Consider the following 13,536-nt stretch of genomic DNA (forward strand, 5'->3'; position numbering starts at 1 on the left):
CGCAGTGATTAATGATGATCAAATAGTGCGGGAGATGATGGAAAAGGTCTCCGAAGACCTGAGTAAAAGCCTCAAGGAAAGTATTGCCGATGCAGTACAGAAAGAAATTTCCAAGAGCATGTCTCAAACCCTTCTTGAGGGAGAATTCTACCGCCGCATCAACATTGACCTGCAGAACGGTCTCCGCGACATTTATCAGGAAGTAGCCAAAGCCAAAAAAGGCCCGGCTGGTTCAGCCGGATCAGTAGAAGTCTGTGTCGATTCCGATCCTGATCAGCTTTTCAACGAAGCTTCCGACCAGCTCGACGCAATTATGCGCACCACCGAGAAAGCCACGCAGGACATCATGGATATTCTTGAGAAGACTCAGGAAACCCAGTTCGCCCTTGCAAACATCATCAAGGCTTTTGAATCCGGCGGTGTAAAAAAAGAACAGCGAGAAGAACTGGCCAACATCAACGACACCTTGGGTCAGGATATCATGACCATCATGACCACCCTCTCCTTTCAGGATCTGACAGGACAGCGCATTAAGATCATCATCGATACCATCAAGAGTGTTGAAAAGATCGTACTTGATCTGTATATGTCCACTGGATTAAAAATCAAAGCCCGCGAACAGGCCCCGGAAAAATCCCTTGAGCAGCTCGATCAGGAAACTCAAAGCAAAATGAGCGAGCTCAAAGGACCCACCGAAAAGGCCGATCAGGGTAATGTTGATGATTTGTTGGCGTCGCTTGGGTTGTAATTTTAGAGAGACACTTTTGGCGTAGTTTGATTAGTAGGAAGATTTTAAAGCGGGAAGCTTCATCTTTGGATGGGGCTTTCCGCTTTTTGTGTTTTGGTGTGGGGTGTGGGAGGATTAGTTGTTTTTTTTGAATTCTAGTTCGTCTAGCCACCCTTGTATTTGTTCGATCATTGGTGCTGCGCCAATTTGTTTGTATAATTCTAAAGATTGTTGCCAAAATTTTTCCGCACCTTCAAGGTCACCCTGAATCTTACGAATGTTGCCGAGATTGCCGTAATCAGCAGCCATACCTTCTTTGCGGCCCAATTCTTTTTCAATGGCTAATGATTTTAAGTGGTACTCTTCCGCACCTTCAAGGTCACCCTGAATCTTACGAATGTTGCCGAGATTGCCGTAATCAGCAGCCATACCTTCTTTGCGGCCCAATTCTTTTTCAATGGCTAATGATTTTAAGTGGTACTCTTCCGCACCTTCAAGGTCACCCTGAGTCTTACGAATTAAGCCGAGGTTGCCGTAGCGGATAGCCATACCTTCTTTGCGACCTAACTCTTCATCAATTTTGAGTGATTTGTTATAAAACTCTTCCGCACCTTCAAGGTCACCCTGAGTCTTACGAATTAAGCCGAGGTTGCCGTAGCGGATAGCCATACCTTCTTTGCGACCTAACTTTTCATCAATCTTGAGTGATTTGTTATAAAACTCTTCCGCACCTTCAAGGTCACCCTGAGTCTGACGAATGTTGCCGATGTTGCCGTATTCAGCAGCCATACCTTCTTTGCGACCTAACTTTTCATCAATCTTGAGTGCTTTGTTATAAAACTCTTCCGCACCTTCAAGGTCACCCTGAGTCTGACGAATGTTGCCGAGGTTGCCGTAAGCAACAGCTTCTATGCTTTTGTCATTACCTTTAAGCTGTAGAACTTTCTGATATGCTTCTTCCGCAGCAACCATATTTCCGAAAAGTTTTTGTAAATGCCCCAAACGATTCCACCCTTCAGCACTATTCGGATCAAGCTCAACTGATTTCTGATACGCACCAAAAGCTTTTTTAGGGTTATTCATAAAAGCTAAAAATCCTGCATTACGATATGCTTCCGCTGCCTTTAAAGAACTTTCATTGGCTGATTCTTCATCCTTTTGGACTTGTTTTAGATAAAAAGCCTCAGCTAAATCAAAATTACCTTTGGCAAGTTCAGCTTCTGCCTTTGCTGCATGATTGTCTTCTTCATCGGTTTCTTGTGGCTTACGCAAGCCTTCAATAATATTTTTGAGAGCCTCGATTTCTTCGTTTTTTGAGATAACAGTCTGCTGTGTATCTTTTAAATCATCATAGAGTTTTTCTGCTAAAGATTGTGAATCAATTTGCTCTGGTTTCTTCCTAAAAAAACTCAATATATGTACACCAACCGGATATGCTGCCAGAACCACAGCTAAAAAACCAAATTTCAAACCAAGTCCCAGTTTCCAAAACCAAGGAAATCCCGGCACAGCCATAGCAGCATCAAGTATCTGAGTACCATTCATCAATTTCAACTCTCCCCTATATCAAAAGCAAACCAACAATTATTCCATTCCCATTTTCTAAAATGCTTAACGATACGAATACGATCCGTCAATACAGAATGACAAGTTACCCCATTCCACAAAAAATCCCCCGCAACCATCAGGCTGCAGGGGATTTTCAATTTATGTATCCGATATATTTATTTCTTAATCCGGGGAAATCCGGTCAGAATACTCAGCACTGCTACTACTGCGAGGATGAAGCAGTAATGCATGTTGCCGATGATCTCGAGCGGGGAAAGCCCGGAGATGGAACCTGCCAGCAGGATCTGTGCGCCGTAAGGGATGATGCCCTGTACTACACAGGAGAAGATATCCAGCAGACTTGCGCTGCGGCGCGGATCAACATTATGACTCTCTGCAATTTCTTTAGCCATACCCCCGGTAAGGATGATGGCTACAGTGTTGTTCGCGGTACAGAGGTCAGACATTACGGACAGAGCACTGATGCTGAACTCACCGGCCTTGGTGGACTTGGTGCCCTTGGTCAGTCTGCCGATGAAGTTAATAATGTATGTGATACCGCCGTGGAATTTAATCAGTTCACCAAGACCACCAACGAGCAGGGAAAGCACGAGGATTTCCTGCATTCCGGTGAAACCTTTGTAGATGTCCTGAGAGAAGGTTAACAGGTTGAAGCTGTCCATAGAGGCAAAACCAACCAGCCCGGTAAAAACGATACCTGCGCCGAGTACGACAAAGACGTTCACGCCAAGTACGGCCATGACCAGAATGGTAATGTAGGGCAGCACCTTAAGCAGGCTGTATCCGCCATCAGCTACGACCTGACCGCCCTCGCCCGCCACATAAAGAATCACGATGGTGATCAATGCGGCTGGCAATGCTATGAGCAGGTTCATCTTGAACTTGTCGCTCATCTGACAGCCCTGTGTACGGGTTGCGGCGATGGTAGTGTCCGAAATCATGGACAGGTTATCACCGAACATAGCCCCACCGACAACTGAACCCATGAGCAGCGCGGAAGAAATGTCAGTTTTACCGGCAACACCTACAGCAATAGGTGCGATAGCGGCAATGGTACCCATGGAAGTGCCCATGGCAGTAGCGATGAAAGCAGCGATAACGAACAGTCCGGGCAGAACCATGGATGCGGGAACAATGGACAGACCGAGGTTTACAGTTGACTCAACACCGCCGATGGATTTTGCAACAGATGCAAATCCGCCAGCCAGCAGGTAAATCATACACATGGTAACAATACCCGGCTCGCCTGCACCGCGCAGGAAAATGTTGATCTTGTCGTTGAGTTTATCCTTTCCCATCCAGATTGCCCACGCGATTGCAGGCAGAATGGCCACGGTTGCGGAGAGCTGGTAGAAAGCCATGCTGGTTCCGTTCATGGTCAGGAAAAATCCGGTTCCAATAAAAATCACTAAAAATAGAGCCAATGGCGCTAGGGCCAATCCGTTTGCTTCCTGTTTCATACCACTATATTCCTATATAAAGAGTTAGACATATAGTTCGAGTAAAAAAGATCTCCGCTAGGCGGAGCTATCGTCGAACCACTTTAAGAAAATCAACGTAAGTAACTACTTATCTATTGAAAAAAGCAATTTTTACGTAAAATTTTCATTATTTGCGTTACTGAGGTGAATTTAATGCTCACCTTTTTGCAGTTATGTCAACAAAAACCGAAAAGGAATTTTTAAAGCAAAATCCAAATAAAAAGCTCCTTCCATGCCTAACCGACATAAAAGGAGCTTTCCAATCAGGCTATATAATAAAATTTAATACTCAATCTCTACAGCAGAAGAAGCTCGAATAGCACGGGCTTTTGCATCTGTCACATCTTCACCGAGCGCAAGGGCAACACCAAGACGGCGCACACCGTTACACTCGCCCTTTCCGAAAATAAGGACTTTGGTATCGGCTGCTTCAAGAGCCTTGTCCACATTGGCAAAAGCCGGAGCTTCGGACTTGCCGTTAGAAAGTATTACGCTGGATGCAGCTGGTCCGTACTGACGGATAGCCGGGATGGGCAGGCCGAGGATAGCGCGAACATGAAGTGCAAATTCACTCAGGTCCTGAGAAATCACGGTAACCAAACCGGTATCGTGCGGACGGGGAGAAACTTCACTGAAAATGACTTCCTCGCCTTTGATGAAAAGCTCCACACCGAAAAGACCTCTGCCGCCAAGGGCATCGGTAATTCTGAGAGCATAATCCTGCGCATTGGCAAGAGCTGCATCAGACATGGGCTGAGGCTGCCATGATTCACGGTAATCGCCGTCATCCTGTCTGTGTCCGATGGGCGCGCAATAGGAAGTACCTCCGGCATGGCGCACGGTAAGCAGGGTGATTTCGTAGTCGAAATCAACAAAACTTTCTACAATGATCCGCCCTTCACCAGTACGTCCGCCGGACTGGGAATAATCCCAAGCGCGATCGACATCTGCTTCGGACTTTACGGTGCTCTGACCTTTACCGGAAGAACTCATAACCGGCTTGATCACGCAAGGAATACCGATTTCTTTAATCGCTTCGAGGTATTCTTCCTTGGTATCGGCAAATTTGTAAGGAGAAGTTTTAAGACCGACTTCTTCAGCCGCCAAACGGCGAATACCTTCGCGGTCCATGGTCAAACGGGTCGCACGGGCTGTGGGAACTACATTGAAACCTTCCTTTTCCAATTCGAGGAGAGTCTCGGTGGCAATGGCTTCAATTTCCGGCACAATATAATCAGGCTTTTCTGTTTCCACCACGCGGCGCAGTTCTGCGGTATCAAGCATGGAAATCACGTAGCTGCGGTGTGCAACCTGCATGGCCGGGGTATTTTCATACCTGTCCACGACAATAACCTCAACGCCGAGGCGCTGAGCTTCGATGACAACCTCTTTACCAAGTTCACCGCCGCCAAGCAGCATCATTTTGCGGGCAGAGGCGGTTCCGGCAGTTCCGAGAGTGACCATAGATTTGTTCTCCGTAAGGTGTTTTGTCTTGTGGGAAATTAATTTCGTGTGGGTGAGCTTCTACTCTCATAAGACAAGCAAAAATTCAAGGAATTAGATATGCCCTTCTTCTTGTCATCGATATCCCCCTGTTGTATTTTCTAGATCTGAATTTAGCAGTTTTTAAAAGGAGCATCCTTATTAATATGGATAAGAAAAAAGTAATCCTCGCCGTAAGCGGTGCCAGCGGAACCATGTATGCGGTTAAACTGGCTCAACATCTCGGTTCTGCGGAGAATGTCGAGTTGCACCTGATCATGTCCGATGCTGCGCTGAAGGTGATGGAACTTGAAACAGACTTCAAACCTGAGGACCTGACCGGGCATGCTGATTTTGTATACCAGCAAAATAACATAGCAGCCCCTCCGGCTAGTGGATCATGGCAGCATGACGGGATGATCATATGTCCCTGCTCCATGGCAACCCTTGCGGCAATTGCGCAAGGGCTGGGCAACAACCTGCTCCACCGAGCTGCTGATGTGTGCCTTAAGGAGCGGCGCAAACTGCTTCTTGTTACCCGCGAAACTCCGCTGAACCTTATCCATATCCGAAATATGGAAACAGCGACCCTTGCCGGGGCAACGATAATGCCCGCATCGCCGGGATTCTATCATGCTCCCAGAAGTCTGGATGACATGGCCTCACATATGGCAGGACGCATTCTTGAACAAATGAATATCCCACATAATCTTTATCTCCGCTGGGGAGAGGAATCATCGAGGTAAGCTATGCAACATACATTTACTTGGAACGGACACTCAAACTTCACAATCAAGTCTGACGACAAAACAGTAATCATAGATCCTTTCTTTGAAGGTAACCCCAAAGCATCTGCCACATGGGAATCCATTAGCAAAGCTGACGCTGTACTTGTAACCCATGACCACGGAGATCACATCGGACAGGCAGTGGAAATCTGTAATGCAACTGGAGCCACACTGGTCTGTATTTTCGATCTGGTAGAAAAAATGGTTGGTCTGGGAATAGATCAGAACAACATAATCGGTATGAATATCGGCGGTACCGTTTCCGTAGCTGGAATCAAAATTAAAATGGTTCAGGCCATGCACTCTTCTGCCACCGGAGCACCAGCCGGATACATCCTCACTTACGAAGACGACTTCTGCGTCTACTTTGCCGGAGACACCGGACTGTTCGCATCAATGGAACTCTTCGGAAAACTGCACGACATTGATGTAGCCCTGCTGCCTACCGGAGGATGGTTCACAATGGATTCAAAGGACGCAGCATATGCCTGTAAGCTGCTGGGCTGCAAAACCGCAATCCCCATGCATTTCGGTACGTTCCCCATCTTGGAACAAGATGCTGTCGATTTCAAAGAAGCATGCGCCGAACTGGCACCTGAGTGTAATGTTGTTGAACTGGAAGTCGGCAAAGAAAAAGAAATATAACTTGGCAAAGCAATAATAAAAGGTTTTGGGATTCTTAAACCCTTTTGCAAAAGGGTTTAAGACCCCCGGTAGGGTCGCCGAAGGCTTAAACCTCCCGAAAAGCATCAAAAATCTGCTGGGCACGTTTTTTACCGATCCCCTGAACATTAGAGAGGTCTTCTACGGAGGCCTCTTTCATTTTCTGCACAGAGCCGAACTCATCCCATAGCAGACGGGCTGTCTTGGGACCGATTCCGGGCAGAGATAGAACCTCGCTCTGCAAGACCTTCTTCTTACGTGATTTGCGCTGCCTGCCGATGACAAAACGGTGCGCTTCATCACGGACGCGCTGCAAATACAATAGTTCCGGACTACCGCCTTTGAGCGGTAGATGATTCTTACGACCGGGCCGAAAGATGCGATCCTCAAGCTCCCCAGCCTTACGGGTCGGACCTTTGGCAATGGAAGCCAGAGACGGAATCGGCTCGTCATATTTCCAATTTTCGGCAAATGCCTTTTCTACCGAAGCAAGCTGCCCCTTACCACCATCAATTAATATAAGGTCTGCCCACGGCGGGCCGGAGTCAATGCGCTTGATAACCCAGTGAAAAAGTGCGGCGTAATCATCAGAAGAATGCTCAAGTTCCGGGAATGCATAGGTTCGATATTGAGATTTTTCCGGTTTGCCTTCTTCAAAGACCACCATCCCCACGCGCATACCTTCACCGCCGAGATGAGAGGCATCAATACACTCTATGCGCTGCGGTGGACCGGAAAGTTTAAGTTTTCCGGCCAGCAAATCAAGAATATTATTGTTATTCTTTTCTTTTTCCTTAAGTCCAAGAGCGGCATTCTTGCGAGCAATTTCCAAAAGTCTCTTTTCCTCACCACTATGCGGAGTGACAATACGTACCGTGGACTTGCTGCGTTCGCTGAGAAGTTCAGTCGCGCCCTGCATATCAAACTCAAAAGGAACGAAAAGCTTAGGCGGAATAAATTTGGTTGAAGAATAAAACTGGGAAACAAAACTGTTCAGCACTTCCTCGCCGTCTTCGAGACTGAGCCCCGGCCAGAAAAAGTGTTTTTTGTCGAGTAGACGCCCTTTTCTGATGAAAAGTAATCCCAGCCCTACCCCCTGAGAAGATTCAGCAAGCGCAATGACATCAATATCCGAACGCTCGCCGAGCACCACAGATTGCTTTTCCACGGTTTTCTGAATGGCCTTGATCTGATCGCGAAACTTGGCTGCGCTTTCGAAATCCAATGCATCTGAAGCTTCTTCCATCTGGCGGCGCAACGAGCCAATCAGATCCCCCGCCCTACCGGAAAGGAGCATTTCAACCTGATGAACCAGCTCCATGTAATCCTGCCGGGGAACAACATTTACACAAGGACCAAGACACTGCCCGATATCGTGGTACAAACAGGGCCGAACACGGTTACGAAAAGCCGAATCAGAGCATTTACGGAGCGGAAAAACCTTACCAAGTACCTTCCATGTTTCACGGGCAAAATAGCTAGAAGTGTATGGACCGAAATACACCGAACCATCGCGCACAACTTTGCGGGTCATACGCAGACGGGGGTACTCGGATTTCTTGTCCAGCTGAAACAGCACGTACTGCTTATCATCACGCAGGACCACGTTGTAGCGGGGACGGTGCTTCTTGATCAGGCTGGCCTCAAGGAGCAAAGCTTCTTTCTCTGTTCCGGTAACAAGGGTATCAATAGAATGAATTTTTGAAACCAGCACACGTGTTTTGGGCGTATGTTTATGCATTGCCCGAAAATATGATGCCAGTCTTTTGCGCAACTCCCGGGCCTTCCCTACATATATAATACGCCCTGATGAATCCTTCATCAGGTACACACCGGGCAAAGCCGGAAAATCTACACTGTTAAACTCAAAAGCCATTAATACTGCCGCCTTTTTAATCTGACATATGTTTAAAGTTCAGACCTATCTTCCTCCATACTCACTGTCAATAAAGGCTGTTTATCAATTGGAGGCTTTGAACAAACTACCACCTTAACGACTGGTTTAACCGTTTTTTTATATTTTTACCCCATTATTAAATGGATCAAAATTTCATGCTCTACAGGTAGTTTTGAAATCCGGCAGTAACTAAAACGAGCCATATAAATATGGTGGCAGATGACTTTTATACAAACAATTCAGCAAAAGAAGGCTAGAATGAAAAAATTAGCAATCCTTGCAGTCCTAACCACTATGGTTCTGGGATTCGCAGCAAGTTCATCCGCAGTTGATCTTGATGCCAAAGGTAAAATTCAATTTCAGATGAACATCATCGACAATCAGGATTTCCTGTCGAATGAAGACGGTGGCAACAGCGATGACGACCTGAACTTCTGGTTCCGTGCACGTACTGAGTTTCGCTTTGTAGCCAGCGAAAATCTCTGGGCAGTTCTGTACACCGAATACAAAAACCGCATAGGTAACGGCCATGTCAACGTCTCCACTAACGATGACGATGATGGTTTATATGTGAAACGTGCTTACATGCAGTTCCGTTACCCCGGCACTGAAGTTTTAACCTCCGCAGGTATCCTCTCCGTCAACCTGCCCGGTGCAGCTTCAAACAACGTGGTCCTTGGTGATGCCGACCTGGGAGCGTTCATGGTTGAAAGCCCCATTACCGACCAGATTGGCATTGCCGGTGCTTTTATCCGTAACACTGACCGCTACGGTGTAACAGGTGACGGTGCTGACAACAAAAGAGACGAACTGGACATATTCTATGCAGCACTGCCCATCACAATAGATGGCATCTCTGCAACTCCGTACTTCGCATACTCCATCATTGGCGATAAATCCGTTAATGACGCCGGTGCCACTTTCCCCGGTTTTGCCGGTCCCGTCGGTTCTGCGCAAACCAAGAATGCGAATGCATGGTGGCTCGGTACTTCCTTTTCCATGGATATGTTCGACCCCATCATCTTCAAAGCTGACGTTGTTTACGGTGCTGTAGATGCCGATGCGAAAGACAATGACCGCTCCGGTCTGCTTTGTGACGCATCTCTCGCTTACACAGGTCTCGACTTCGTCCAGCCTAAACTGCTTTTCGCATACTCCACAGGTGAAGATGACGACACCGACAATGGTTCCGAGCGTTTACCTATTATCAGTAATGACTGGGCCTTCGGTACCACTTACTTCGGTGGATCTGCTCTGACTGAAACAGACTTTGACAACGTTGAACAAATCGGCTTCTGGACCGTGGGTCTCTCTCTCGAAAAGATTTCCTTCTTCGAAAACCTGAGCCACGACATTCATTTCCTGTACATTCAGGGTACCAACGATGCCGGCCTCGTAAAAAATCACAGTGCAAACTTGGCCAACATCACAGATGACGGCAACTTCTTAACTGACGAAGACTATGCAATCGAAATTGACTTTAACACCAATTATCAGATTTATGATGAACTGGCTGCTATCGTGGAATTCGGTTACGTGGATGTAGACCTTGATGAAGACACATGGCAGAACGTCTCTGCCCGTGGCGGCAAAACAGATCCTATGCTTAAATTAGCATTCGGTCTGGTTTACTCTTTCTAAAATCTTTAAAAATCATTGCCATCATAGGCCGGAAGCATGTGCTTCCGGCCTTTTTTATGTTTTGCAACTGTTATGAAAATGACACTACCACCTGCATCTCATAGTCTGAACACGAGTGTAAAATTATTTGAACCAGCATTAAAACTGACGAAATAAAAACCATTCCAATAAAATTTGGCTTAACCAAAGGGTTAAATCCAGAATCGAAAAAGTCTAGAAAATATCTATGCTTTCGCGCGATCAGACCGGGTATAATTTTTTATACGGTAAAAAAATTATACCCTTGTCAAAAAAATGTAATTTTTCACTTGCAATGGGGGTCATGAAGAGCTAGAACGGTTTCTGAAGGTAGGCGTCAGGCAATCGTGCTTAACATTTATTTCAGCAAAAGGAATAAAAAATGAAAAAACTTGCTATTCTTGCAGTACTGGCATGCATGGTCTTCGGCTTTGCTGCTTCTGCATCTGCAGTAGATCTGGACGCTAAAGGTCAGTTCCAGTTCCAGATGAACTTCATGGACAACCCTGACTTTCTGTCCAACAAAGACGGCGGCACCAACGAAGATGATCTGAACTTCTGGTTCCGTGCTCGTACTGAATTCCGTTTCATCGCAAACGAAAACCTCTGGGCAGTTCTGTACACTGAGTACAAGAACCGCGTAGGTAATGGTCACACCAACGAACAGTCCGGTGACACAGGCCTGTACGTAAAACGTGCTTACATGCAGTACCGCTACCCCGGCACCGAAGTCCTGACTTCTGCTGGTATCATGTCCATCAACCTGCCTGGCGCAGTAACCGGTTCCATGGTTCTCGGTGATGCTGACCGTGGCGCATTCATGGTTGAAACCCCCATCACTGACGAAATCGCTATTGCTGGTGCTTTCATCCGTTACACTGATACTCTTGAGAATGACCCCACTGATGCTACCTCCAAAGACGAACTGGATATCTTCTACGCAGCAATGCCCATTACTCTTGACGGTATTTCTGCAACCCCTTACTTCGCATACGCAGTAATCGGTGAAGACACCAACACTCTTGGCAACAACGCTAACTTCATGGCACCCACCAGCGTTGCTATGACCAAAAACGCTAACGCTTGGTGGCTCGGTACTTCCTTTAACATGGACATGTTCGATCCCATCGTATTCGCAGCTGACGCAGTTTACGGTTCCGTAGACGGCGACGTTAAACAGAATGACCGTTCCGGTTTCCTCTTTGACGCATCTGTTGCTTACACTGGTCTCGATTTCGTACAGCCCGTTCTGAAGTTCGCTTACACCACCGGTGAAGACGACAAAACCAGCAACGGCTCTGAGCGTCTGCCCATCGTTGCTGAAGACTTCGATCTCGGCACCTACTACCTCGGTGCTTCCGGTCTGACCGAAACTGACCTTGGCAAAAACCCCATCGGTTTCTGGGCTCTCGGTCTGTCTTTTGACAACATCTCTTTCTTCGAGAAACTGACCCACAAACTGGCTTTCACCTACATTCAGGGTACCAACGACAAAGACCTGATCAAGAATGCTGGCGCTGGCGTTACCAACGCTAACATCACTGCTGATGGTAACTTCCTGACCACCGAAGACCACGTTTTCGCTATCGACTTCAACACCAACTACCAGATCTACGACGAACTGGCAGCTATCGTTGAATTCGGTTACGCTGACGTTGACCTCGACAAAGGTACCTGGGAAAACTACGGCGTAGGTAATGGTTTCCTCAACACCAAGCAGGATCCCAACTTCAAGCTTGCTCTTGGTCTCGTTTACAAGTTCTAAGAAATCTTAGAAATTTAGCATAGCCTTGACGCCGGGGGCCGGGAGTTCACACTCCCGGCCCTTTTTATTTTCCTGCCTCGGGCGACCTATTCTTCTCGACTTTTGGTGCTCATTACGTTAAGGGTCAACACATCTTAAAGACATCTCTTCGTAAGAACCATACTCACCAATCACATCTTAAGGACAATTCTATGCCTTGCAGAGATATTACCTATTCCGGACAGCAAGATTGGCCGGAAATCAAGAAATGGCTCGAACTCAGAGTCAACCCGGACAGTAAAGTTGACTCCATTGTCAAAGACATCCTCACGAGAGTAAAAAACGAAGGCGACGCAGCCCTCGTTGATTACACCAAACAGTTCGACTGCCCGGATTTCAACCATTCCATGCTCAAGGTCAGCCGCGACCAGCGCGGTCTCGCTTATGCGGAAATTGAATCCCATGACCTCGAAATCATCGAAGAGGCTATCCGCAACATTAGAAATTTTCACCGCAGACAGGTAGAAGAATCATGGTGGACCACTGGAGAAGACGGAACCATCCTCGGTCAACTGGTACGTCCGGTTGATCGTGTCGGTTTATACGTACCCGGCGGTCAAGGTGGTGAAACACCGCTTATTTCCAGCATGATCATGAACGCCGTGCCTGCGCAGGTTGCCGGAGTAAAAGAGATCGCAGTTATCTCCCCTCCCCGCAAAGACGGAACCCTGAACCCCTATATCCTTGCCACAGCACAGGAATTGGGAATCACTGAAATTTATGCATCAGGGTCCGCTTGGGCTATCGGGGCACTTGCTTACGGTACTGACACCATTGCCCCCTGTGATGTAATCGCTGGACCGGGTAACATCTTTGTTGCCACCGCCAAGGGCCAGCTGGTCGGGGAAGTTGGTATCGACATGATTGCCGGTCCCAGTGAAGTAGCCATCCTTGCAGATGGCGATTCCGATCCGGCATGGATTGCTGCAGACCTGTTGTCTCAGGCTGAACACGATCCGCTCGCTTCTTCCATTCTCGTTACTTGGGATGACGAACTGGGCGTAAAAGTTAAATACGAACTCAAAAAACAGGCCGATCTTCTCCCTCGTGGCGAAATCGCCCTTAAATCCCTTGAAGACTGGGGCGCAATCGTAAAAGTTCCCGACCTTGAAACCGGTATTGATTTCGTAAACCGCATGGCTCCCGAGCACTTGGAACTTGCATTTGAAGAACCCTGGAGTGCAATCGGACAGATCAAACACGCCGGAGCTATCTTCATGGGCCACTTTACTCCAGAGCCCGTAGGTGACTACTTCGCAGGTCCCAACCATGTACTGCCCACTGTCGGAACTGCCAGATTTTCATCTGCACTCTCAGTGGAAACATTTACTAAAAAGACAAGTCTGATCTATACTGATCAGAATTACATTAACCGCCACGGCGGTAAAATTGCTAGACTGGCAAGGCTCGAAGGACTCGAGGCGCACGCCCGTTCTGTTGAAACCAGATTAAAATAAGAGGATACG

The 13,536-nt window shown here is 47.3% G+C and carries 10 protein-coding genes; 6 read left to right on the forward strand and 4 right to left on the reverse strand.

Annotated elements, in window-relative coordinates; genetic code table 11:
• Positions 1-4: 4 nt before the first annotated feature.
• Positions 5-748 (forward strand): protein phosphatase CheZ, encoded by a 744-nt coding sequence (locus tag DESAL_RS10090; protein ID WP_015851887.1) that lies wholly within the window; start codon positions 5-7, stop codon positions 746-748.
• 114 nt (positions 749-862) lie between these two features.
• On the opposite strand, the gene DESAL_RS10095 is transcribed toward DESAL_RS10090, so the two are convergent.
• From DESAL_RS10095 to purT, 3 genes are all read right to left on the reverse strand, one after another.
• Positions 863-2,272, reverse strand: coding sequence for a tetratricopeptide repeat protein (locus DESAL_RS10095; RefSeq protein WP_015851888.1), 1,410 nt, complete (start codon positions 2,270-2,272; stop codon positions 863-865).
• A gap of 179 nt (positions 2,273-2,451) precedes the next feature.
• A complete protein-coding gene (locus DESAL_RS10100; RefSeq protein WP_015851889.1) occupies positions 2,452-3,756 on the reverse strand; it encodes a Na+/H+ antiporter NhaC family protein in 1,305 nt (434 codons plus the stop codon).
• A gap of 303 nt (positions 3,757-4,059) precedes the next feature.
• The gene (gene purT / locus DESAL_RS10105; protein WP_015851890.1) at positions 4,060-5,241 is read right to left on the reverse strand and encodes a formate-dependent phosphoribosylglycinamide formyltransferase; all 1,182 of its coding nucleotides are present in this window, start codon (positions 5,239-5,241) and stop codon (positions 4,060-4,062) included.
• Positions 5,242-5,426: 185 nt separating this feature from the next.
• On the opposite strand from purT, the gene DESAL_RS10110 reads away from it, so the two are divergent.
• Together DESAL_RS10110 and DESAL_RS10115 are read left to right on the forward strand one after the other, a co-directional pair.
• Positions 5,427-6,005, forward strand: coding sequence for a UbiX family flavin prenyltransferase (locus DESAL_RS10110; RefSeq protein WP_015851891.1), 579 nt, complete (start codon positions 5,427-5,429; stop codon positions 6,003-6,005).
• Positions 6,006-6,008: 3 nt separating this feature from the next.
• A complete protein-coding gene (locus tag DESAL_RS10115; protein ID WP_015851892.1) occupies positions 6,009-6,692 on the forward strand; it encodes a metal-dependent hydrolase in 684 nt (227 codons plus the stop codon).
• 85 nt (positions 6,693-6,777) lie between these two features.
• Here DESAL_RS10115 and uvrC read toward each other — a convergent pair whose 3' ends face one another.
• On the reverse strand, positions 6,778-8,586 hold the full coding sequence (gene uvrC / locus DESAL_RS10120; protein ID WP_015851893.1) for an excinuclease ABC subunit UvrC: 1,809 nt from the start codon (positions 8,584-8,586) through the stop codon (positions 6,778-6,780).
• A 279-nt stretch (positions 8,587-8,865) separates the two neighbouring features.
• Between uvrC and DESAL_RS10125 the strand changes: the two genes are divergently transcribed.
• The 3 genes from DESAL_RS10125 to hisD all read left to right on the forward strand — a co-directional run bounded on the left by DESAL_RS10125 (position 8,866) and on the right by hisD (position 13,527).
• Positions 8,866-10,248 (forward strand): outer membrane homotrimeric porin, encoded by a 1,383-nt coding sequence (locus tag DESAL_RS10125; protein WP_015851894.1) that lies wholly within the window; start codon positions 8,866-8,868, stop codon positions 10,246-10,248.
• Positions 10,249-10,648: 400 nt separating this feature from the next.
• Positions 10,649-12,031, forward strand: coding sequence for an outer membrane homotrimeric porin (locus DESAL_RS10130; protein WP_015851895.1), 1,383 nt, complete (start codon positions 10,649-10,651; stop codon positions 12,029-12,031).
• A gap of 191 nt (positions 12,032-12,222) precedes the next feature.
• Positions 12,223-13,527 (forward strand): histidinol dehydrogenase, encoded by a 1,305-nt coding sequence (hisD, locus tag DESAL_RS10135; RefSeq protein WP_015851896.1) that lies wholly within the window; start codon positions 12,223-12,225, stop codon positions 13,525-13,527.
• Positions 13,528-13,536: the final 9 nt, after the last annotated feature.

It is taken from the genome of Maridesulfovibrio salexigens DSM 2638, assembly GCF_000023445.1.
GTDB lineage: Bacteria > Desulfobacterota > Desulfovibrionia > Desulfovibrionales > Desulfovibrionaceae > Maridesulfovibrio > Maridesulfovibrio salexigens.